A 22,128-nucleotide genomic window follows, 5' to 3' on the forward strand; every position below is an offset into this window, starting at 1 on the left:
CGCGCTACGTCGCGACCCTAGCTTGTCCTCCAGACGACGGACGCGGTATCCGACGGCCCGACAGCACGGGCGGCCGCCGACGTCACTGGAGGAACCGTGAACACCAGGCGTATGACCGCCCTCGCCATCGTCGCGCTCGCAGCGACCGCGCTCACCGCATGCTCCGCCGGAGCGGACACCGGAGCCGGCTCCGACGTCGACGCCAAGAAGGCGACCTCCGCCGAGGACTTCGGCGGGATGGACGCGCTCGTCGAGGCGGCGAAGGCCGAAGGCCAGCTCAACGTCATCGCCCTCCCCGACACCTGGGCGAACTACGGGAAGATCATCTCCGCGTTCGAGGACAAGTACGACATCACCGTCAACTCGGCCGACCCCGACGTCTCGAGCGCCGAGGAGATCACGGCCGCGAAGAACCAGAAGGGCCAGGACACCGCTCCCGACGTCTTCGACCTCGGCTCCGCCGTCGCCCTCGACAACCTCGACCAGTTCGCGCCCTACCAGGTCGCCAACTGGGACGACATCCCGGAGGGCTCGAAGGAGAAGACCGGCCTGTGGGTCTACGACTACACCGGCCTCGTCTCCATCGGCTACGACGCGGACGCCGTCCCGGCACCGAAGTCGCTCGACGACCTCCTCGGCTCCGAGTTCGCGGGCAAGGTCGCGCTGAACGGCGACCCGACCCAGGCCGGTGCCGCCGCAGCCGGCGTCTACCTCGCCGCCCTGCAGTCCGGTGGTTCGGCCGACGACATCCAGCCCGGTGTCGACTTCTTCCAGAAGCTCAACCAGGCGGGCAACTTCCTGCCCCTCGACCCGACCCCCGCGACCATCGCCTCAGGTGAGACCCCCGTCGTGATCGACTGGAGCTACAACAATCTCGCCGCGGCGACCGAGAACGAGGGCCAGCGCAACTGGAAGACCACCGTCCTCCCGGGTTCGGCCGTCGGCAGCTACTACAACCAGGCCATCAACGTGGACGCCCCGCACCCCGCGGCCGCGCGACTCTGGCAGGAGTTCATCTTCAGCCCCGAGGCGCAGAACCTGTACCTCGCCGCCGGCGCGTACCCGTCGACCCTCGCCGCGATGGTCGAGGCCGACACCGTCGACCAGAAGGCCCTCGACGCCGTGGGCGAGATGCCCGCCGACCTCGTGCAGTTCACGCCCGAGCAGACCGAGCAGGCCACCTCGCTGCTCGCCGAGAAGTGGGCGGCAGCGATCTCCTGATGAGTGCCTCCGCCACCCGGCGGAGTGAGGCGGGGTCGGCACACGCCGGCCCCGCCGTCTCGCTCCCGCCGACCGACGCATCGGACGCCTCGGCCGAACCCGCCGCGGCGCGCCCCCGCCGCCGTCCGCGCTGGGCGCTCCTCGGCCTGACGCCGTTCGCCCTGTACACCCTGCTCTTCCTCGCGGTCCCGACGTTCCTCGCCCTCGCCACCGGCTTCTTCGACGGCGACGGCGCGTTCACGCTCGACAACCTCACGGCGCTCGCCGAGCCGGCGGTCCTCGGGGCGTTCGCCAGCTCCTTCTGGGTCTCCGCCGTCACCGCGGTCGCCGGAGCCGTCATCGGAGCCCTCGTCTGCTACGCGCTCCTCGCGGTCCGACCCGACGGGCTCATCCGCACCTTCGTCGATGCGGCCTCGAGTGTCCTCGCCCAGTTCGGCGGCGTCATGCTCGCCTTCGCCTTCATCGCGACCATCGGCATCCAGGGCCTCGTGACCGTGTTCCTCAAGGACCGCCTCGGGGTCGACCTCTTCGCCGACGGCGTCTGGCTCTACCAGGTCCCGGGCCTCCTCCTGCCGTACCTGTACTTCCAGGTGCCGCTCATGGTCATCACCTTCATGCCCGCGATGGAGGGCTTGAAGCGCACCTGGTCCGAGGCGAACGCGACCCTCGGCGGCACGCGCTTCACCTACTGGACCCGCATCGCGATGCCGATCCTCGCCCCCTCCTTCCTCGGGTCGCTCCTGCTGCTGTTCGCGAACGCGTTCTCGAGCTATGCGACCGCCGCCGCGCTCATCAGCCAGGGGGCGCAGATCGTGCCGCTCCAGATCCGCGGTGCCCTCATCAGCGAGACCGTCCTCGGCCGGGAGAACCTCGCCGGTTCGCTCGCGATCGGGATGATCGTCGTGATGGTCGTCATGATGACGGCCTACTCCGCCCTGCAGGCGCGGACGGAACGGTGGCAGCGATGAGCGCCGTCCGCGACTCGGCCACGCCGTCGAAGCTCGCGAGCCGCATCATCCTCGTCGTCGTCGCGGTGGTGTTCGCCGTCCCGATCCTGTCGATGGTCGAGTTCACCCTGCGCGCCGGGATCGACGGCGGCCACGACCTCGGCCACTGGGCCGCGATCCTCGACCCGGAGAACTCGCGGAAGTACCGGGTGCTCTTCCAGGGCATCGGCAACTCCGTCGTGCTCGCCGCGGTGACCGTGCTGATCGTCGTGGTGCTCCTGCTACCGACGATGATCCTCGTGAAGCTCCGCTTCCCGAAGCTGCAGCGCGTCCTCGAGTTCGTCTGCATCATCCCGATCACCGTCCCGGCCATCGTGCTCGTCGTCGGACTCGCACCGGTCTACTCGGTCGTCGCCAGGCTGCTCGGCAGTGCGCCGTGGACGCTCGCGTTCGCCTACGGGATCACGGTGCTGCCGTACGCCTACCGGGCGATCGCCGCGAACCTGCAGTCGGTCGACCTCGGTACCCTCGCCGAGGCCGCGCGCACGCTCGGCGCCGGCTGGGGGACCGTCCTCGTCCGCGTCCTGCTGCCCAACCTGCGTCGCGGCGTGCTGACGGCGTCGGTCATCTCGGTCGCCGTCGTCCTCGGTGAGTACACGATCGCCTCGCTCCTCGGACGCAACACGCTGCAGACCTCGCTCGTGCAGGTGTCGAAGAGCGACCCCTTCGTCGCGGTGGCCTTCGCCCTGCTGGCGCTCGCCTTCGCCTTCGTCCTGCTGTTCATCATCGGCCGCGTCGGATCGATCCGACGCATCAGGGAGACACCATGACCACCATCGACCAGTCGGCACCCGCAGCGACGCCTGGCGACGGACGCCCGGCCGGCGCAGCGGTGCGGTTCGATCGCGTCGTGAAGGACTACGGCTCGGGCGCCCGCGCCCTCGACGGCGTGAGCCTCGACCTCGCGCCCGGTGAGTTCGTCGCGCTGCTGGGGCCGTCGGGGTGCGGGAAGACGACCGCGCTCCGCAGCCTGGCGGGACTCGAGGACATCACCTCGGGGAGCGTGCTCATCGACGGCGTCGACGTCGTGTCCGTGCCCACCAACCGGCGCGACCTCGGCATGGTGTTCCAGTCGTACTCGCTCTTCCCACACCTCACGGTGCTCGAGAACGTCGAGTTCGGCCTGCGCATGCGGAAGGTGCCCGCGGCCGATCGACGGACGCGTGCCGCCGAGAGCCTCGACCTCGTCGGCCTCGGCCACCTCGCCGCCCGCTACGCCCACCAGCTCTCGGGCGGGCAGCAGCAGCGCGTCGCCCTCGCCCGGGCGCTGGTCACGCGTCCTCGGGTCCTCCTCCTCGACGAGCCGCTCAGCGCCCTCGACGCCAAGGTGCGCGTCCAGCTGCGCGACGAGATCCGTCGGATCCAGTCGGAGCTGCAGATCACGACCCTCTTCGTCACGCACGACCAGGAGGAGGCGCTCGCCGTCGCCGACCGGGTCGCCGTCATGCGTGCCGGCGTCATCGAGCAGATCGGGACGCCGGAGGAGCTCTACTCGCGGCCGTCGTCGCCGTTCGTCGCGGAGTTCATCGGCCTGAGCAACCGGATCCCGGGGGAGCTCGTGCCCGGTGGGGTCGAGGTGCTCGGGCAGGTGCTGCCGGTGATCGGCGAGCAGCCGGGGGATGGGGCCGTCGTCGCGCTCGTGCGGCCTGAGGACGTCGTGTTCACCGACGCGACGGAGCCCGCGGTCGGGTCTGCTGCGGTCGTGCTCACCTCGAGCTTCCTCGGCCCGGTGCGTCGCACGACCGTCGAGCTGCCGGACGGCACGCTGGTCGCGGTGCAGCACGGCGCGACGGAACGACTGGAGGCGGGGGAGTCCGTCCGCATCCGCTTCGCCGGTCGTCCCGTCCCGGTGCAGGCGGCCTGAGCACCGGTTCCCGAGCCCACCACCGGTCCCCTGAGTCCACCACCGGTCCCCTGAGTCCACCACCGGTCCCCTGAGCCCACCACCGGTCCCTGAGCTTGTCGAAGGGCTACGCCTTCGCGTTCTGCCGTGGCACGACGACCTGCTTGATGATCAGCAGGATCGACGCCGTCACGGGGATGGAGACGAGGGCGCCGAGCAGCCCGATGAGCGAACCGCCGACCATCGCGCCGATGACGACGAGGGCGCCGGGCACCGCGACCGCCTTGTTCATGACCCGCGGCGTCAGCACGTACGACTCGATCTGCATGTAGATCAGGTAGTAGACGATGACGATGAGTGCCGTCGTCGGTGAGTCGAACAGCCCGACGGTCGCGACGACGACGGTCGCGATGATCGAGCCGACGAGCGGGATGAGCGTCACGAAGAAGATGACGACGGCGAGGATCCCGGCGTACGGCACCCCGACGATGAGCATCATGATGAGCCCGAGGACGGCGTTGATCCCGGCCAGCACCACCATGCCGCTCACGTATCCGCCGATCGAGGCGGTGATCTGGTCGGTGATCGACACGACGCGTGGCCGGGAGCGACGGGGCACCAAGGAGTAGAACGCGTTCTTCATCGCCTGCATGGACGCGAGGAAGTAGAGCGCGAGGACGAGGGCGATGAAGCCGCCGAAGAAGCCGTTCGCGATGCCGACGCCGAGGTTGAGGGCGCCGCCGGCCAGGACGACCCACGTCTTCGGGTCGGCGGCCACCCCGTAGAGCCAGTCGAGCGCGCCCTGGAGGTCGACGCCCGGACCGAGGTAGTCGCTCAGTGACCGGAACCACTCCTGGTCCTGGATGCCGGTGAGGAAGGTCGGGGCGTTGCTCACGAGCTCGACGGCCTGCCGGGTGACGACGGGGATGACGAGGGCCAGGAGGAACGCGAGCAGGACGGCGAAGACGGCGAAGACGATCGCGATCGCGAACGGGCGCTTGATGCCGCGTGCCTCGAGCCGGACGACGACCGGGTCGAGGCCGAGCGCGATGAAGAGGCCGACCGCGATGGAGACGAGGATGGTCGACAGCGAGCCGAGGGTGAGGATGAGCAGTATGGCCGCGAGGGCTCCGAGTGCTCCGACGAAGCCGATCGTGAAGGGGCGCTGAAGGGTCGTCCTGACGGTGGTCGTCACCTCGGCCGGGCGGTGGGCGCGGAACCGGACCCGCTGCTGACGTGCCGCCGGACGCAGCGGCTGGTGGCGATGGGGTGCACTCGTCATGCCGCAAGCGTATTGCCCACCGCCCGTTTGCCCGACAGCTGTCGTGGTACCGGAGGATGAGACCGGGCCCTGCAGGATCACCCGACTGCGGGATGTGCCGGGTGCTCGGGTTCAGGACGATGGGAACATGTCATCGATCACCCGTTCGCACGCCGTCCACACCCGGGTCACCGCACCGCTGCGGGCGGTCCCGCTGACGGAGCCGATGCCGAGCCGGCGCGACGAGGCCGCGGAGCAGGGAGTGGTCGCCGAGCGCGTCAGCGCTACGGCACACGTCGCCGCCGGCGCTGCCGGGGTCGACCTCACCGCCTCGGTCGAGCCGACGCAAGCGCCCGCGGCCGGAACCGACGGGACCGACGCCGGAACAGGCCTCCGGTTCCTCGGTGCGGGCTGGGCAGCCGACGCGGCGGTCTTCGCCCAGTACCGCCGCCGCGGCAACTGACCGCGAGGTCCACGCCGGGTCCACCTCGCGGATGACCCGGGCGGCGGAGCTTGCATCGCCCGGCCGACGCGCCGAGGGACACCTGCCGCCGACGATGGGAGCATGAACACTTCGATCCTCTCCGCTCGCGGACTCACGAAACAGTACGGGCCGACCGTCGCCCTCGCCGGCGTCGACCTCGACATCCTCCCCGGTGAGTCGGTCGCCATCATGGGTGCCTCCGGCTCCGGCAAGACCACGCTCATGCATGCGCTCGCCGGGATCGTCACCCCCGACACCGGCTCGATCGCCTTCAACACTCCGACGGGCGTCGTCCGCGTCGACCAGCTCGACGAACGGCACCGCTCGCAGCTGCGACGCGAGTCCTTCGGCTTCGTCTTCCAGCAGGGCCTGCTCATCCCCGAGCTGACCGCCGTCGAGAACGTCGCGATCGCGCTGATGCTCGGCGGGACACCGCGCATCGCCGCTGAGACGAGCGCGGCGGCGTGGCTCGCCGCCCTGGGACTGGCCGGCATGGAGACCCGTCGGATCGGCGAACTGAGCGGTGGTCAGGCGCAGCGCGTCGCGATCGCCCGCGCCCAGGTGACCGGCGCCCCCATCGTCTTCGCCGACGAGCCGACCGGCGCGCTCGACTCCCGGACCTCGGCCGACGTCATGGGAGCCCTGCTCCACGCGACGACCGGGCAGGGACGCACGCTCGTCCTCGTGACGCACGACGAGACGGTCGCCGCGCGGTGCTCCCGGACGATCCGCCTGGCCGACGGTCGGATCGTCGGGCAGCCGGGCGGGGTCGGCGCGCCGACCCCGCCGCAGCAGTTCGCGACCGGGCAGGCACCCGTGCCGCAGCAGGTGCAGCAGCCGTACCCGCCGCAGCAGCCCCCGTACCAGCAGCAGCCCGCCGGGCAGCCGTTCCCGCCGCAGCCGTACGCCCAGCCCGCTGCGCAGCCGTACCCGCCGCAGGCCCACCCGGGTCAGGCGACCGGCGTCGTCCCGAACGGAGCCCGACCGTGACCGCCGCAGTCGGGGTCGCACCGACCCGGATCCCGGTCCCCGCCGGCAGCGGTCGCAGTCACGTCGTCCGTCTCACCTGGATGCTCGCCCGCCCGGGCGCGCAGAGCCCTGCGACGATCGTGCTCCCGGCGGTCGCGTTCGCCTTGACCACCGCTCTCGTACTCACGGTGCTCGGCGGCGCGATGATGTTCTGGCGGTGGACCGGTGAGACGGCCTTCATCTACCAGGTGCTCAGTGTGCTGGCGCTGGCCCTGCTGCTCGTCCCGCTCGGCTCGCTCGGCGGGGCGGCCGCGCGGCTCTCCACCCGGCGCCGCGACGACCGACTCGCCACCCTCCGACTCCTCGGCGCGACACCCGGCACGGTCACGGCGATGACCGTCCTCGAGTCGGCCGGGGTCGCCCTCCTCGGTGCGTTCGCCGGGATCCTGCTATACCTCGGCATGCTGCCGCTCGTCGGGCTCATCCCGTTCGGTGGTTCCCCGATCGGGGTCGAGGGCGTCTGGGTCGGTGTCCCGATCATCGCCGCGGTGATCCTCGGTGTTGTGCTGCTCGCAGCAGCGAGTGCCGCCATCGGTCTCCGCGCGGTGAACGTGAGCCCGCTCGGCGTCCGCACGAAGCAGCAGGCGCCGACCGTGCACTGGCTGCGCATCGTCGTCGGGGTCGTCGTCGTGATCGTCGCCTACGGCATGCTCTCCGTCGTGACGGGGTTGCAGGAGGTCGCCGTCATGATCGCCGTCCTGGGGGTGGGGTTCGCTGCCGGCGTCGGGGTGCTCGGGTTGATCGGCCCCTGGGTCGTCGGGGTGATCGGCCGTGGGTCGGCCAAGCGTGCCAAGACACCGGAGCGGCTCCTCGCTGCCCGCACGATCCTGGAGTCGCCGAAGGCGGCGTGGCGTCAGGTCAGTGGCGTGGCGATGACGAGCTTCGTCGCCGTCGTCGCCGGGACCGGGGTGGCGCTCATGGACGCCGCCGGAGGTTCCGACCTCGACCGTGAGAGCGCCATCCTCATCGACGACATCCGCACCGGCGTGATCATCACGCTCGTCGCGTCGTTCCTCATGGTCGCGTGCTCCGTCGGGGTGAACCAGGCGTCGGCGGTCCTCGACCGGCGAGACCTGTACGTCAGCCTCGACCGCCTGGGGGTGCCGCGGGACGTGATGGAACGGGCTCGCGGTCGCGCGGTCATGCTGCCCCTGCGGGTGGTCGCGCTGGGCTCGGCCGGACTGGGCGTCCTCCTCGTCCTGCCGATGGCCGGCATCAGTGTCATCCTCGCCCCGCTGTCGGTCCTCGTCATCGTCGGGTGCTTCGCCGGTGGCATCGGGCTCGTGTGGGCGGCCCTTCGCGCGACCCGTCCAGTCGTCTCCGGGGTGCTCCGAGCGCCCGAGCGCGTCTGAGCGCCCGGCCCGCACGACGAGAGCGCCCGTTCCGTCCCCTGCATGACGCGGGGAGGACGGAACGGGCGCTCTCGGTGAGGTCGGGTCAGCCCGTGACGACCGCGATCTCGTTCGGGACGCCGGGTAGTTCACCCGTCGTGATGTCGCCCGACGCGAGATCCACGGCGTGGATCGACTTCGTCGCCGGGTCGGTCACGTAGGCGACACCGTCCTGGACGACGAGCGCCGGGTGGGCGTCCTGCCACTCGGCCGGCGGCTCCCAGGCGTCGATGACCTTGATCGTGTCGGTGACGGCACCCGTCTGTTCGTCGAGGACGTGCAACGAACCGTCGTTGCCGAGCACGATGACCTCGTCGCTCGGCCCTCGGGCGACGTCGCGCCAGGTGTAGCCGACGCCCTCCGGCAGGTCGACGATCTTCGTCGTCTTCGCGACCGTGTCGGTCAACGCGAGCTGGCGGAGGTCGTAGCCCTCGGCGTCGGGGTCGCTGTTGTAGTCGCCGACCGCGATGGAGGACGTCTCGCTGACGTACTGGTTGCCCGTGCGCCCGTAGGCGTCCGGCGCCTGGATCTTCGTGAACACGCCGCTGTCGTAGACGAGCACGCCGTCGCTGCAGCCGAACACGACGACCTCGTCCTTGACGGTGCCTTCACCGTGCACCGACGGGCACTGCTCGTTGCGGGCGATCTCGGTGCGCGAGTCGTCGAGCACCCGGACACCGGTCCGGGCGTCCGGGGTGCCGATCGTGGACAGCACGGTGCCGTCCTCGAGCTCGATGGCGACACCGTGGTGCGCGGCCTCCGACGGGATGGTCTCGGTCTCGGGCAGCTCGTCGGTGGCCTCGAGGAGGTCAGCGCTGTCGAAGATCGTCGTGTCGCCGGAGCCGTCGGCGAACAGGATGGTCTTGTCGGCGTGACGGACGACGTGGCCTGCGGTGTCGGCGGGGAAGACGAGGTCGGTCAGGACCGGGTCGGCCTGCTTCGAGGTGCCGTCCTCGTCCGTCCACGTCCCGGTGTCGAGGACCTGGAAGCCCTTCGTCGTGGTGACGAGCACGTGCCGCCCGTCGCCGGCGGCGTTCACCCGGTTGAACCCGTCGAGGGGGAGGTCGCCGACCACCTCGAGGGATGCGGCGTCGAGGACGAGGAGGCCGCCGTCGTAGGTCAGGGTGATCCGACGCTGCGGGTCGGCGGAGGTCGACGCACTCGGGTCGGGCGCGGAGCCGCTCGCGGTCGAGCATCCGGTGAGGAGGAGGGCCGCGGCGGTGCCGACGGCGAGGAACGGGACCCGGCCGCGCTTCAGGCGCGATGCCAGGGGACTGCGGTGGTGCTGCTGCATGGTTTCCTATCGGTTCGTGGACGCCCGCTCAGGGCGAGAGTCCGGTGGCGATGCGCTCGGTGTTCGCGCGCATCATGGTGAGGTAGGTGGGGGCGTCGCCCGACTCGGCGGTCAACGACTCGGTGAACAACGGGACGACGGCGACGTCGACGTCCGCCTCGTCGGCGAGCACCTGCACGAGCCGGTCGGGTTGCGAGGAGTCGGCGAAGATCGTCCGGACGCCGGCCTCCTCGATCGCGGTCGACAGTTCGTCGAGGTCCGAGGCGCTGGGGGCCGCGAGCGTGGTGCCGCTCGGGATGACGGCGCCGATGACCTGGAAGTCGTAGCGGGCGGCGAGGTACCCGAACACGTGATGGTTGGTGACGAGCTTCCGCTGCTCGGCCGGGATGGCGGCGAACGCCTCGGCCATCTCGGCGTCGAGCGCCTCGAGCTCGGCCGTGTACGTGGCGGCGTTCGCCTGCAGCTCGGCCGCGTCGAGCGTGGGTATCTCCTCGAGCAACGCCTCGGTGACCCCGTCCACGACCGACGTCATCTGCGTCGGGTCGGTCCAGAAGTGCGGATCGGTCGCGCCTGACGCGGTCTCGAGGACGTCGACGAGCGAGCCGGCCTCGACGATCGGCACCCCCTCGTCGGCCGCGGTCTCCAGGTGCTGGGTGAGTCCCTCCTCGAGTCCCAGGCCGTTCGACACGAGCAGCTGCGCACCGGTGATGCGTGCCGCCTGCCGCGCGGAGATCTCGAAGGAGTGCGGATCGGCGTCGGGCGGCATGAGGGTCATGACCTCGGCCTGGTCACCGACGAGTTCACCGACGACGTCGCCGAGGATGTTCGTGGTCACGACGACGAACGGGCGGTCGTCGGCGCTCGCCGCACAGCTCGTCAGGCCGGTGCCCAGCACGAGGCCGGCCGCGAGGACGGCGGTCGTGCGCAGGAGGGCGGTCGTCCGGGGGATGGTCGCTCGCATGGTCAGCGTCCCGTCTCGGCGAGGAACGCCGGTGCCGTGTCGAAGGTGAAGGTGCGGGCGATCCGCGCGGCGTCGCCGAAGTCGATCTCGGAGACGGTGCGCGTGCCCGGGGTGTTCAGGTAGGCGCGGTTCTGGTCGACCTCCAGCTGGACGCCCGTGGCGAGGTCGGCTGCACCGACGAGTGCGGCCGCGGTCCCCGTCACGGCGCCGGTGGCACCGTCGAGGATGAGGAGGTCGCCGGTCGTCGTGAGGCCGACGACGTGCTGGTCGCGGTCGTCGACGGCGGTGACCAGCTGCAGGGGTGCGGGGGCCGGCAGCAGCGCCCAGCTGCGCTCGCGGGTGTCGAGCAGCCATGCGCCGGAGGTGCCGGCGACGGCGGCGACCGTCGGACGGCCGGGACGCGCGTGGAAGGACGTCGCGCGGTCGGCGGCGGCGACAGCCTGCGGATAGGGGATCGCCTCGAACGTGGGGACCGGGTCGGCCTCGCTCGAGCCACGGTCGACGACGGCGAGGAGCGCGCCCTCCGCGCAGCCGATGACGACGCCGACGTTGGTCGTGATGCTGCCGGCCGGATCGGTGCACCCGGCGAGCACGGCGTCGGCAGCGGTCACGGACGCCGACGAGGGGTCGAGGAGGTCGCCGTCGATGCCATGGAGATGCAGCTTGCCGGTCCCGTCGGTCGCGACGACCGTCTCGCCGATCGGCACGGTGATTCCGGGAGCACCGGGCGAGGTCCGGATCCGACCGGACTGCGTGATGTCGCCCGTGCCGAGTGCGGCGGTGTCGAGGAGGAGTGTTTCGCCCGAATCGGCGAACCGCACGGCGGTGGTCGTCGAACCGGCGGTGATCGTCGCTGGTCCGTCGCCCTCGATCTCGCCGACGACCCGCGCCTCGGCGCGGTAGTAGTGCTGGTGGTCCTCGTGGTCGACCGTCCACACACCGGTGTCGATCATCGTCACGGTGCCGGCGGGCTCGGACTGCGCGGCGACGAACCGGCCGTCGCCCGTGAGCGCCGAGATCGGGCCGAGCTCGGCGAGCGTCGTGCGCTCCTCGCTGAGCAGGTCGGTCAGCTCGACGGTGCCGTCGACGTCGGCGGTCGCGAGGTGCAGTTGCGGCTCGGGGAGCTCGCTCGCGCCCTCGACGTAGCCGTGTCCGCGAGGTTCGTCCGAGGCCGTCGCGGTGGGTGAGGCCGACCCCTGCGGCGCGCAGGCGCTGAGCGTCAGTGCGAGGGCGCCGAGAGCGAGCGCGGTGCGTGTGGCGCGGGGGAGCCGGTCGTCGGTCGGGCGGAGGCCGCCTGGTCGGATGGTCGGTCGGAGGAGTCGGTGCACGGTGCGCTTTCCAGGTGGGTCGGTTCGGTGAGGTGGTCGTCGGGGTGGTCGAGGTGTCGGTCGATGGGCCGCCGGAGCCGTCCGACGAGCGCCCGCGCGCCCCACGACACCGTGGCGAGCAGGATCGAGCAGGCGGCGATGGACGCTCCGGCCGCGGTGTCGCCGTACCAGGAGAGGAGCAGGCCGAGCAGCACGGCCAGGCCCCCGAAACCCGTGGCGAGCAGCATGATGAGCGGGATGCGACGCGCCCAGTGGGCCGCGGCGACGGCCGGCCCGAGGAGGAGCGCCACGACGAGCAGGGTGCCGACGGCGCTGTACGAGGCGACGACTGCGAGCGTCACGAGGCCGACGAGCATCGCGTGGGCGAATCGCGGCCGGAGACCCATGGTCTGGGCGACCCGGCGGTCGAAGGCGAGGGCGACGAACGGGCGGTGGAATGCGACCGCGACGCCCACGGTGACGAGGAGTGCGATGGCGAGGCCCACCAGGTCCGCGGGCCGGATGGCGAGGATGTCGCCGAAGAGGATCGCCGTGAGGTCCGTGGCGAACGATCTGCTCGACGACACGATGATGACCCCGAGGGCCAGCATGCCGACGAAGAGGAGACCGATCGAGGTGTCGTGGGACAGCCTGCCGCGCCGCGAGACGAGACTGACGCCGGCGGTCATGACGACCGCGCTGACGGCCGCGCCGGCGACCGGCGGCAGGCCGAGGAGTGCCGCGGTGGCGACGCCGGGCAGCATGCCGTGGGCCATCGCCTCCCCGAGGAACGCGAGGCCACGGAGGACGACCCAGGTGCCGACGACACCGCAGACGGCCGCCACCAGCAGACCGCCGACGAGGGCGCGCAGGAGGAAGGCCGCAGTGAACGGCTCGGTGATCCAGGTCATGGTCGAGCACTCTACATGAAAATGATTCTCAGTATTGATAGGGTGATGACATGCGATCCGCGACGAGCACTCCTCGCCCTCCGATGGCGGGACGGCCCGTCGTGTCCGGCATCCGACTCCACGACGTGTCGGCCGAGTACGACGGCGCGCGCGTCCTGCACGGGATCTCAGTCGAGGTCGGGGCGGCCGCCATCACCGTCGTCACCGGGGCGAACGGCGCAGGGAAATCGACGCTGCTCGCGGTGATCGCGGGCCTCCACCGACCGACCTCGGGCGGCGTCGACGGCCTCGACGGTCGGTCGGCCGCGTACGTCCCGCAACGCAGCGCCGTGCCTGAGCGCTTCCCGGTCACGGTGCGCGACGTCGCGTCGATGGGACGCTGGCCGACGCTGCGTCGCTGGTGGGGTCGACTCGGGGCTCGGGACCGACGCATCGTCGACGAGAGCCTCGCCCGCCTCGACGTCCTGCACCTCGCCGGGCGCTCCTTCGGCGAGCTGTCGGGCGGGCAGCGCCAGCGGGTCCTCGTCGCGCAGGCGCTCGCGCGTGAGGCCGACCTGCTGCTGCTCGACGAGCCGACCGTCGGCCTCGACCGTGCTGCTGGGCTGGCGATCCGCGAGGTGCTCCGGGCGGAGGCCGACCGTGGCGCGACGGTGGTGGAGGTGACGCATGATCCGGTCGCGGTCGCGGAGGCCGACGCGCGGGTGCACCTCGAGGCGGGATGTCTCGTCGAGGATCCGCGGTGAACCGGCTGGGGATCGCCCGGCGACCCGTCTCCGGCCCCCGGCGCGTTGCTAGAGTTTTCGCATGAGCCAGGCCGAGCAGCAACCCGAACCCACGACCGGCGCCGCTGCGGCGGACGCCCAGGCGGCCACCGAGCGATTGGGCCGCCTGCGGAGCAGCATCGACAACATCGACGCGGCACTCGTCCACCTGCTGGCCGAGCGGTTCAAGTGCACGCAGGAGGTCGGTCGCCTGAAGGCCGAGCACGACATGCCTGCGAGCGACCCGGCTCGCGAACAGCGGCAGATCACCCGTCTCCGGGCGCTCGCCGAGGAGTCGCACCTCGATCCGGCCTTCGCCGAGAAGTGGTTCAACTTCGTCGTCGCCGAGGTCATCCACCACCACGAGCGTCTCGCCAACCAGCACTGATCCTTCGTGTTCCGTTCCGCCAGCGCGGTGCGCTGACGCGAGCGCGGGTCTGTGGCGTGAGCGCGGGTCTCCGGAGGGTCGCGCCCGCGCGTGTGGCCCGCGGTCACGCCCGTTCGTGTGCGGTCAGGCCCGTTCGTCCACGGTCGGCCCGATTCGCGCGCGGTCACGTCGGCGCACCGCGCTGGCACCTCGGGTGAGCCAGGGCAAGGAGTGACGCTTCTTCGGGCGGTGTCCAGCGTCCTGCGCCATCATGAGTCCATGACCTGGAACGCCGACTCCCTGCCCGATCAGACCGGACGCGTCGTCCTCGTCACCGGAGCGAACGCCGGCCTCGGCTTCTGGACGAGCCTCGGGCTCGCGCGAGCGGGCGCGGAGGTCATTCTCGCGTCACGGAGTGCGACGAAGACGCAGGCGGCGATGCGGGCGATCCGGGTGAAGGTGCCCGACGCTCGACTCAGCCACCTCCCCTTCGACACCTCCTCGCTCGACTCGGCGCGTGCGGCGGGCGAGCGACTCGCGGACCTCGACCGTCTCGACGCCCTCGTCGCGAACGCCGGCATGGTGCACATGCCGAAGGAACGGCAGGAGACGGCCGACGGCATCGAGCTGGTCTTCGCGACGAACGTCGTCGGCCACGCCGCCTTGCTCGCCGAGGCCCTGCCGGTGTTGCAGCGCACGGCGGATGCGCACGATTCCGCGCCGCGCGTCGTGCTCCTCGGAAGCCTCTCCACCCTGCTCGTCCGGTTCCACGGCGACGACCTGCAGCTCCGCGACGGGTACAGCGGCTGGCAGGCGTACGCCCAGTCCAAGATCGCCCTCTCGTCGCTCGGCTTCGAGCTCGACCGTCGGCTCGCGGCGTCGCACAGCACCGTCCGGGCACTCGTCGCGCACCCCGGCTACTCGGTCAACGGACTCGACCGTCGCGTCCCCGGCGTCAACGAGCCGACCCGCGGGCGCCGCTTCTCCGACACCCTGCAGTCCGTCTACGCGCAGAGCAAGCAGCGGGGTGCCGAGCCGACGCTCCGGGCGATCACCGACGAAGCAGCTGACGGTGGTTGGTTCTACGGTCCGCGGTGGCTCACGAAGGGCGACGCTGTCCGGCAGACCCCTGCCGCGATCACGACCGACCGGGACGTCGCGGCGGCGCTCTGGACGGACCTCGAGCGGCTCATCGGCACGCCCATCCTCCCGACCTCCTGAGCACAGACGTCAGCGCACCGCGCTGACACGAGCGCGGGGGAATCGGCCCCAGCGCGGTGCGCTCGCGTGACTGCGCCTCAACCGGCGTGACTGCGGGGCATGGCGCTGAGCGCACCCCTCCGGAGGCCCGCGCTCGCGCCACAGACCCGCGCTGACGTCAGCGCACCGCGCTGGCGCAACCAGACCTCAGTCGGCGGGGGTCGCCGGCGGCTGCAGGACCCGCAACCACTCCTCGGTCTGCGCGACGTGGGCTGACGCCGCCCCGGCCGCCCCGACGGGGTCGCGCGAGATGATCGCCTCGGTCATCGCCCGGTGTCCGCGGTTGCTGACCCGACGCAGCTCGTCGCCGGCGGGCAGGCTGAAGACGTCGTAGGCACGTGAGCGCGACCGGAAGACCTGCAACAGGGCCGTCAGCGTGGCGTTCCCGGCCGTCCGTGCGATGAGTTCGTGGAACCGGTGGTCCAGTTCGCTCGACTCGGCGGGGTCGGTCGTCCGTTCCATCGCCTCCACGAGTTCGGCGAGTTCGGCGCGCACCTCGTCGCTCGCGCGAGCAGCCGCCTGCGAGGTGGCATGGGTCTCGAGCACCCGCCGCAGCTCGTACATCTGCAGGAGACCGTCGAGGGGGAGGAGGTCGACCGTGAGCGACAGGCTGCCGATGATCTCCTCGGGCCGGAGCATCGACACGTAGGTGCCCGAGCCGTGCCGCGACTCGATGATCCCGAGGGCGGCCAGCATGCGGACGGCCTCCCGCAGGGACCCGCGGGACACGCCGAGTTCGTCGCAGAGCTCGTTCTCGGCCGGGAACCGCTGCCCCGCCACGAGCCGTCCCGACGCGATCATGTGTCGCAGGCCGTGGAACGCGGTGTCGACTGCGGACATGCGGCTCCTCCTCAGGGGTCGTCCCGCCATCGTAGCGGCCCCTCGCCGGTGATCCGCGAGCCGCCGCGTGCCGCGAGACATCCGATGACTCCCCGCTTGAAAGCCAAGTCATCCGATGAGTCGATCCCGAAACGACCTGAGCGATCACTTGTAACACGACAGAAACCCAAGTCATCAAACGTTGCCCCTATGGTTATCGGACAATCCACTGCATAATCGACTCGGAGGAACGTCACTGTGGACACTCGCACCATCGCACGGCCAGCGCCGCTCACGCTCGGCGACGGCCGACCGGCAACGGCCGGGTGGACGCTGGATCCGACCAAGCGTCACATCAACCACGGATCCTTCGGGGCTGTCCCGATCGTCGCGCAGGAGCACCAGCAGGCCCTCCGCCGCGAGATGGAGGCGGCACCCCTCACCTGGTTCCCGGCCCTCCCGGCCAAGGTCGGCGCGGCCCGTGTCGGGATCGCCGACTTCCTCGGGGCCTCGGTCGACCAGCTCGCCATGGTTCCGAACGCGAGCGCCGGGGCGAGCGTCGTCTTCTCCAGCCTCCCCGTGCAGCGCGACCTCGAGATCATCGTCACCGACCACGGCTACGGGGCCGTCACGATGGGTGCCGAGCGCCTCGCGCGACGCTGGGGCGGAACCGTCCGGACCGCCCGCATCCCGCTCGACGCCGACGCGCAGACCGCCCACGACGCCGTCGTCGCCGAGTTCAGCGACCGCACGGCCCTCATCGTGATGGACCAGATCACCTCGCCGACCGCCAGACTCCTGCCGGTCCAACAGATCGCCGCCACGGCCCGTGCCGCCGGCATCCCCACGCTTGTCGACGCCGCCCACGTCCCCGGCCTCTACGCCGACCCCATGCGCGACCTCGACTGCGACTTCTGGGTCGGCAACCTGCACAAGTTCGGGTGCGCCCCGCGCGGTGCGGCCGTCCTCGTCGCCCGCAGCCCGCTCGCGCAGGAGCTCTACCCGCTCATCGACTCCTGGGGTTCGCCGTACCCGTTCCCGCAGCGCTTCGACACCCAGGGCACGGTCGACGTCACGAGCTACCTCGCCGCGGCGACGTCGCTCGGGTTCATCGAGGACGTGTGGGGCTGGTCGGCCGCCAGGGACTACATGACCGAGCTCGCCGACTACGCCGTCGAGGTGGTCGCCGACGCCGTGACCGCCATCACCGGCGAGGACAGCCACGTCGACGTGGGCATGCCGGTCAACGCCCTCCGGCTCGTCAAGCTCCCGACCGGCCTCGCGACGACCCACGCGACCGCCGACGGTCTCCGCGACCGCGTCTCCGCCGAGCTCGGTGTCGAGGGCGCGTTCACGAGCCTCGACGGGATCGGCTACGTCCGACTCTCCACCCACGTCTACAACACCCCCGAGGACTTCGAACACTTCGCCGAGCACGCCGTCCCGGTCCTCGCGCGATGGGCCGAGGAGGAGCGCGCGGCCACGAGCTGAGCGCGGAACCGCCCGACCCGACACCACCACACCCGCACCACCGCACCGCACCGGCACCACAGCACCCACCCCCGCAGCACCCCCACCAGCACCACTCAAAGGAGAAGCGAGCATGAGGAAGTCACGCGCAACGGCAGCCATCGGCCTGTCCGTCGTCACCGGCCTCGCCCTGTCGGCCTGTGCCGGCGGCGCGAGCGACGGCACCGTCACCCTGCAGATGGTCGAGAGCCTGACCAACCCCGCCCGGACCGAGGTCCTGAAGTCGCTCATCGCGGATTTCGAGGCCGACAACCCGAAGATCAAGGTCGAGCTCATCTCGCCGCCGACCGATCAGGCCGACCAGAAGATCACCCAGATGCTGCAGTCCGGCTCGGGCGTCGACGTGCTCGAGGTCCGCGACATCACCGTCGGCCCGTTCTCCACCAACGGCTGGCTCGACGACATGAGCGGCGAGCTCGAGGACTGGAAGGGCTGGGACGACCTCACCGACAACGCGACGAAGTACGCGAAGGGCGAGGACGGCAAGGTCTACTACGTGCCCTACGGCTTCTACGGGCTGAGCCTGTTCTACCGCACCGACCTCATCAAGGAGGCCGGCTTCGACGGGCCCCCGACGAGCTGGGACGACCTCCTCGAGCAGGCCTCCGCGATCCAGGACCCCGCGAAGAACCAGTTCGGCTACGCCTTCCGTGGCGGCACCAACGCGAACAGCAACGTCGTCGCGGCCATCGAGGCCTACGTCGCCGACGACCTCGACACCGAGAACGCGTTCAAGCTGACCAACGGCGACACGATCTTCTCCGCACCGGAGGCGCTCGACGCCGTCAACACCTACTTCGACCTCTTCAAGGAGGCTTCGCCGCCGTCGTCCGTCGCGTGGGGCTACCCCGAGATGGTCGAAGGCTTCTCGAACGGTTCGACCGCGTTCCTCCTGCAGGACCCGGAGGTCATCGCGACCGTCGAGCAGTCCGAGGCGATCACGGCCGAGCAGTGGAGCACCGCTCCGCTGTTGACGGGCCCGACCGGCAAGGCCGCACAGCCCATGGCGACTGCGGGCTGGGGCACGGCGGCGTCGAGCGAGCACAAGGCCGAGGCCGCGAAGCTCATCGAGTTCCTCTCCGAGGACAAGCAGGCCACCACCTTCGCCCAGGAGAACAGCCTCGTCCCGATCGTCAAGAGCGCGGCGGACAGCGACTTCTACAAGACCGGCCCGTGGGCCAGCTACGTCACGATGAACGAGAACCCGGACACCTACCTGAGCGTCACGCAGCCGCGCGGCTCCTCCTGGTGGACCGAGTGGATCCAGAAGTCCGACTCGGAGATCCAGCAGGTCCTCATCGGCCAGCTGACGCCGGAGAAGCTCCTCGCGGGCTGGGACGAGTACTGGACCGAGAAGTGGAAGAGCGAGTAACCGTCCATGACGACCACCACTGACGAAGCGGGTCGCACGCAGCAGCGTGCGACCCCGACACCCCCGGCCGGTCCCTCGCGGACCGCCGGCGGGCGTCGGCGGCGCACCTTCACGGTGCGCCGCGGCTTCGGCCTCCTCGCCTTCCTCGCCCCCGCGTTCATCTTCGTGGCGATCTTCATCTACTACCCGATGATCGCCGGCTCGCAGATGGCGTTCCGCAACTGGAACCTCGCCAACCTCACCGACACCTCGTGGGTGGGATTCGCCAACTTCCTGGCCGTCTTCGCCGACCCCGCCTTCGGCAAGGTCGTCGCGAACACCGTGCTCTGGGTGGTGGCCTCGATCGTCCCGCAGTTCGTCATCGGCTTCGGCATCGCCCTGTGGCTGCGCCGGAAGTTCCGCTTCCGCGGCCTCTACCAGGCGATGATCTTCTTCCCGTGGGCCATCTCGGGCTTCCTCATCGGCATCCTGTTCCGCTGGATGTTCAACAGCGAGTTCGGCGTGATCAACGACCTGCTCCAGAAGGTCGGGTTGATCGACACCCCGATCCCGTGGCTGGCGGACCCGAACACCGCGATGTTCGCCGTCATCGTGGCAAACGTCTGGTACGGCGTCACGTTCTTCGCGATCATGATCCTCGCCGCCCTGCAGTCGGTGCCGGAGGACCTCTTCGAGGCCGCAGCGCTCGACGGCGCGGGCAAGGCGCGCATGCTCTTCCAGATCACGATTCCGTACATCCGCACGACGCTCGCCCTCACGGTGCTGCTCCGGGTCATCTGGATCTTCAACTTCCCCGACATCATCTACGGCATGACGGGCGGTGGTCCGGCGAACCAGACCCACATCCTGACGACCTGGATGATCGCGACCACCCAGCGCGGAGACTACGGCCGGGCCTCCGCGATCGGCCTCATCGTCGTCGCGATCCTGCTGGTGTTCACCGCGTTCTACCTGCTGTCCATGCGTGAGAAGAAGGTGAAGGCATGATCGACCAGGAGACCCGGACGGCGAAGGTCGTCAAGTTCCTCTTCCTCGGGCTCTGGCTCGTCATCACGGTGTTCCCGCTGTACTGGATCGTCGTCACCTCGTTCAAGAAGCCGGGCGCGATCTTCTCCTACCCGCTGACGTACTGGCCGGAGGTGTTCTCGGTCGAGAACTACCTCGGCCTGTTCAGCAAGGCGCAGTTCGGCACCTACGTCGTCAACAGCCTCATCGTGGCGACGATCGCAGCCGTCGTCGCGACGTTCATCTCGATGCTGTCGGCATACGTGCTGGCGCGGTTCGAGTTCCGGAGCAAGGGGGCGATCCTGCTGGCGTTCCTCGCCACGCAGATGATCCCGTCGTTCATCGCGCTCGGCCCGCTCTACCTGCTGATGACGCAGCTCAAGCTCGTCGACAACCGGTACGGGCTCATCCTCATCTACATCGCGGTGTGCATCCCGTTCTGCACCGTCATGCTCCGGGGGTTCTTCGAGAACATCCCCGACGCCCTCGAGGAGGCGGCCATGATCGACGGCTGCTCGCGGTTCGGAGCGCTCTTCCGGGTGCTCGTCCCGGTGCTGAAGCCCGGGATCGTGGCGGCGTTCATCTTCAACTTCGTGAACTGTTGGAACGAGCTGTTCCTCTCGGTGACGCTCATCAACAGTGACGCGAACAAGACGATCCCGACGGCGCTCAACGGCTTCATCACGAGCTACAACATCGACTGGGGCTCCATGTCGGCGGCCGCCGTGCTGACGATCATCCCGACGATGGTGCTGTTCGCGTTCGCGAGCCGGTACATCGTGCAGGGCCTGACCGCGGGAGCGGTGAAGGGCTGAGCCCTCTCATTCGCCCAAAAATGGGCGAGCCGACGCCCGTTCGCCCATTCCTGGGCGAGCGGGCGTCGTCATGAGCAGCCGTCCGGTGAACCTGTAAGCCAGCTGATAGTTCGATCGGCTAGCGACCGACAGGTGGAAGATGAACCATGTTCGGTTCGAAGCAGACGACGAGGTCACTCCGCTACGCCCGCTACGGCGGGCCCGACGTACTCGAGTTCATCGAGTCCGAGATGCCGCATCCCAGATGGGGCGAGGTCGTGGTCGACGTCCTCGCGAGCGGCATCAACCACATCGAGGCGTTCGTCCGCGAGGGGCACCTCGCCGAGACGGTGCCGATCGAGCTGCCGACGGGGCAGGGGAGCGACTTCGCCGGATTGGTCCGCGAGGTCGGAACCGGGGTCGAGGGCTGGAAACGGGGCGACGAGGTGATCGGTCACGCCGTCCGCGGCGCGCACGCCACCCAGGTCGTCGTCCCGGCGTCATCCCTCGTCCGCAAGCCGAAGCGCGTGAGCTGGGAGGAGGCCGGCGGGCTCTACCTCGCTGGACTGACGGCGCTCGACACGCTCGACGGGCTGCACCTCAAGCAGGGCGACACCCTCGTCATCTCGGCGGCGGCCGGTGGCGTCGGGAACATCGAGGCGCAGTTGGCGAAGTTCGCGGGGGTCCGGGTCATCGGCACGTGTGGTGAGCGCAATCACGACTTCCTCCGTGAACAGGGCGTCAAGCCGGTCGTCTACGGCGAGGGCATGGCGGATCGGATCCGCAAGCTCGCGCCAGAGGGCGTGACGGCGTTCATCGACAACTTCGGTCAGGACGGCCAAGAGCTCGCCTTCGAACTCGGCGTCCCGCCGGAGAAGTACCGGTCGAGCGAGGATCGGAAGGCCATCGAGCTCGCCGCACTCGAGCCGGACGAGGAGTTCGCCGCGCACGCCACGAAGCAGCTGCAACGTCTCGCGGAGTACGCCGCCGACCACGCGTTGAAGGTCGTCGTCTCGGCGTTCTACCCGTTCGACCTGATCATCGACGCGTTCGAGGATCTTGAGCGGCTGCACGCGCGGGGCAAGATCATCGTCGGTATGCGTCCGGCGAACCCGGAGCGCATCGTCAAGCAGCGGGACCTGCACGACGCCCGACCCTGACGACGGTCAGCGCGGTGCGCTGGCCCGAGACGTCGGGTTCCGGCGCCAGCGCGGTGCGCTGACCCGAGATGCTCGGTCCCGGCGCGGGCGCGGGTCCAGGGCGTGAGCGCGACCCTCCGGAGACCCGCGCTCGCGCGTGTGGGGCGCGCTCGCGTCAGCGCACCGCGCTGGCGATCGGGCAGGGAGGGCGGGGCTAGTTGAAGATGAAGCCGAGGACGGTCGCGCCGCCTCCACCGAGGACGAGTGCGACGACGAGGACCCAGGCGATGAGTCGCTGACGACGCTTGCGCTGCTCGCCCCACTCGGCCAGTTCCCGGTCTTCGCTGCTGCTCATCACCCCAGCCTATCGGC

General features: G+C 70.3%; 21 protein-coding genes and 1 pseudogene. 15 read left to right on the forward strand and 7 right to left on the reverse strand.

What is annotated here, in order from left to right; all coding sequences use genetic code 11:
* The first annotated feature begins 111 nt into the window (after positions 1-111).
* The 4 genes from IFR14_RS05040 to IFR14_RS05055 are packed head-to-tail and all read left to right on the forward strand — an operon-like array spanning position 112 to position 4,092.
* Positions 112-1,221, forward strand: coding sequence for an ABC transporter substrate-binding protein (locus IFR14_RS05040; protein ID WP_137242365.1), 1,110 nt, complete (start codon positions 112-114; stop codon positions 1,219-1,221).
* Positions 1,221-2,189 (forward strand): ABC transporter permease, encoded by a 969-nt coding sequence (locus IFR14_RS05045; RefSeq protein WP_249406891.1) that lies wholly within the window; start codon positions 1,221-1,223, stop codon positions 2,187-2,189. Before IFR14_RS05040 ends, IFR14_RS05045 begins: the two co-directional genes overlap by 1 nt.
* Positions 2,186-2,998, forward strand: coding sequence for an ABC transporter permease (locus tag IFR14_RS05050; RefSeq protein ID WP_191940446.1), 813 nt, complete (start codon positions 2,186-2,188; stop codon positions 2,996-2,998). Before IFR14_RS05045 ends, IFR14_RS05050 begins: the two co-directional genes overlap by 4 nt.
* Positions 2,995-4,092 carry an ABC transporter ATP-binding protein gene (locus IFR14_RS05055; RefSeq protein ID WP_191940447.1) on the forward strand — a complete coding sequence of 366 codons (1,098 nt, stop codon included), beginning with the start codon at positions 2,995-2,997 and terminating at the stop codon, positions 4,090-4,092. The genes IFR14_RS05050 and IFR14_RS05055 overlap by 4 nt, the downstream gene beginning before the upstream one ends.
* Positions 4,093-4,198: 106 nt before the next feature.
* On the opposite strand, the gene IFR14_RS05060 is transcribed toward IFR14_RS05055, so the two are convergent.
* Positions 4,199-5,353, reverse strand: coding sequence for an AI-2E family transporter (locus IFR14_RS05060; RefSeq protein ID WP_137242362.1), 1,155 nt, complete (start codon positions 5,351-5,353; stop codon positions 4,199-4,201).
* A 127-nt stretch (positions 5,354-5,480) separates the two neighbouring features.
* Here IFR14_RS05060 and IFR14_RS05065 point away from each other — a divergent pair, with 127 nt between their 5' ends.
* The 3 genes and pseudogenes from IFR14_RS05065 to IFR14_RS05075 all read left to right on the forward strand — a co-directional run bounded on the left by IFR14_RS05065 (position 5,481) and on the right by IFR14_RS05075 (position 8,197).
* Positions 5,481-5,795 carry a hypothetical protein gene (locus tag IFR14_RS05065; protein ID WP_086474678.1) on the forward strand — a complete coding sequence of 105 codons (315 nt, stop codon included), beginning with the start codon at positions 5,481-5,483 and terminating at the stop codon, positions 5,793-5,795.
* 102 nt (positions 5,796-5,897) lie between these two features.
* A pseudogene (locus IFR14_RS05070) lies at positions 5,898-6,575 on the forward strand (ABC transporter ATP-binding protein); the annotation flags it as partial.
* A 227-nt stretch (positions 6,576-6,802) separates the two neighbouring features.
* Positions 6,803-8,197 (forward strand): FtsX-like permease family protein, encoded by a 1,395-nt coding sequence (locus IFR14_RS05075; RefSeq protein ID WP_342365644.1) that lies wholly within the window; start codon positions 6,803-6,805, stop codon positions 8,195-8,197.
* A gap of 85 nt (positions 8,198-8,282) precedes the next feature.
* On the opposite strand, the gene aztD is transcribed toward IFR14_RS05075, so the two are convergent.
* The 4 genes from aztD to aztB are packed head-to-tail and all read right to left on the reverse strand — an operon-like array spanning position 8,283 to position 12,709.
* Entirely contained in the window at positions 8,283-9,530 is a 1,248-nt protein-coding gene (aztD, locus tag IFR14_RS05080) for a zinc metallochaperone AztD (protein WP_191940449.1), read from the reverse strand.
* Positions 9,531-9,558: 28 nt separating this feature from the next.
* Positions 9,559-10,491 (reverse strand): zinc ABC transporter substrate-binding protein AztC, encoded by a 933-nt coding sequence (gene aztC / locus IFR14_RS05085; protein WP_191940450.1) that lies wholly within the window; start codon positions 10,489-10,491, stop codon positions 9,559-9,561.
* 2 nt (positions 10,492-10,493) lie between these two features.
* Positions 10,494-11,819, reverse strand: coding sequence for a hypothetical protein (locus IFR14_RS05090; RefSeq protein WP_342365645.1), 1,326 nt, complete (start codon positions 11,817-11,819; stop codon positions 10,494-10,496).
* Positions 11,711-12,709 (reverse strand): zinc ABC transporter permease AztB, encoded by a 999-nt coding sequence (aztB, locus tag IFR14_RS05095; protein ID WP_191940451.1) that lies wholly within the window; start codon positions 12,707-12,709, stop codon positions 11,711-11,713. The genes IFR14_RS05090 and aztB overlap by 109 nt, the downstream gene beginning before the upstream one ends.
* 50 nt (positions 12,710-12,759) lie before the next feature.
* Between aztB and aztA the strand changes: the two genes are divergently transcribed.
* The 3 genes from aztA to IFR14_RS05110 all read left to right on the forward strand — a co-directional run bounded on the left by aztA (position 12,760) and on the right by IFR14_RS05110 (position 15,058).
* Positions 12,760-13,452, forward strand: coding sequence for a zinc ABC transporter ATP-binding protein AztA (aztA, locus tag IFR14_RS05100; RefSeq protein ID WP_198425033.1), 693 nt, complete (start codon positions 12,760-12,762; stop codon positions 13,450-13,452).
* Between the two features lie 61 nt (positions 13,453-13,513).
* Positions 13,514-13,858, forward strand: a complete 345-nt coding sequence (locus tag IFR14_RS05105; RefSeq protein WP_064296108.1) for a chorismate mutase — start codon at positions 13,514-13,516, stop codon at positions 13,856-13,858.
* A gap of 258 nt (positions 13,859-14,116) precedes the next feature.
* A complete protein-coding gene (locus tag IFR14_RS05110) occupies positions 14,117-15,058 on the forward strand; it encodes an SDR family NAD(P)-dependent oxidoreductase (protein WP_191940452.1) in 942 nt (313 codons plus the stop codon).
* Positions 15,059-15,244: 186 nt separating this feature from the next.
* Here IFR14_RS05110 and IFR14_RS05115 read toward each other — a convergent pair whose 3' ends face one another.
* Complete coding sequence (locus IFR14_RS05115; RefSeq protein WP_071262252.1) at positions 15,245-15,937, reverse strand: FadR/GntR family transcriptional regulator; 693 nt, start codon at positions 15,935-15,937, stop codon at positions 15,245-15,247.
* A 237-nt stretch (positions 15,938-16,174) separates the two neighbouring features.
* On the opposite strand from IFR14_RS05115, the gene IFR14_RS05120 reads away from it, so the two are divergent.
* The 5 genes from IFR14_RS05120 to IFR14_RS05140 all read left to right on the forward strand — a co-directional run bounded on the left by IFR14_RS05120 (position 16,175) and on the right by IFR14_RS05140 (position 21,777).
* Positions 16,175-17,407, forward strand: a complete 1,233-nt coding sequence (locus IFR14_RS05120) for an aminotransferase class V-fold PLP-dependent enzyme (protein WP_191940453.1) — start codon at positions 16,175-16,177, stop codon at positions 17,405-17,407.
* A gap of 112 nt (positions 17,408-17,519) precedes the next feature.
* Positions 17,520-18,818, forward strand: coding sequence for an ABC transporter substrate-binding protein (locus IFR14_RS05125; RefSeq protein ID WP_191940454.1), 1,299 nt, complete (start codon positions 17,520-17,522; stop codon positions 18,816-18,818).
* A 6-nt stretch (positions 18,819-18,824) separates the two neighbouring features.
* Positions 18,825-19,805, forward strand: coding sequence for a carbohydrate ABC transporter permease (locus tag IFR14_RS05130; RefSeq protein ID WP_079705023.1), 981 nt, complete (start codon positions 18,825-18,827; stop codon positions 19,803-19,805).
* Entirely contained in the window at positions 19,802-20,638 is an 837-nt protein-coding gene (locus IFR14_RS05135) for a carbohydrate ABC transporter permease (protein WP_191940455.1), read from the forward strand. The genes IFR14_RS05130 and IFR14_RS05135 overlap by 4 nt, the downstream gene beginning before the upstream one ends.
* A 146-nt stretch (positions 20,639-20,784) precedes the next feature.
* A complete protein-coding gene (locus tag IFR14_RS05140) occupies positions 20,785-21,777 on the forward strand; it encodes an NADP-dependent oxidoreductase (RefSeq protein ID WP_085511877.1) in 993 nt (330 codons plus the stop codon).
* A 193-nt stretch (positions 21,778-21,970) separates the two neighbouring features.
* On the opposite strand, the gene IFR14_RS05145 is transcribed toward IFR14_RS05140, so the two are convergent.
* Positions 21,971-22,111 carry a hypothetical protein gene (locus tag IFR14_RS05145; RefSeq protein WP_162852291.1) on the reverse strand — a complete coding sequence of 47 codons (141 nt, stop codon included), beginning with the start codon at positions 22,109-22,111 and terminating at the stop codon, positions 21,971-21,973.
* Positions 22,112-22,128: the final 17 nt, after the last annotated feature.

Origin of the sequence: Plantibacter sp. CFBP 8775 (genome assembly GCF_014839505.1) — a bacterium.
Lineage (GTDB): Bacteria > Actinomycetota > Actinomycetes > Actinomycetales > Microbacteriaceae > Plantibacter > Plantibacter auratus.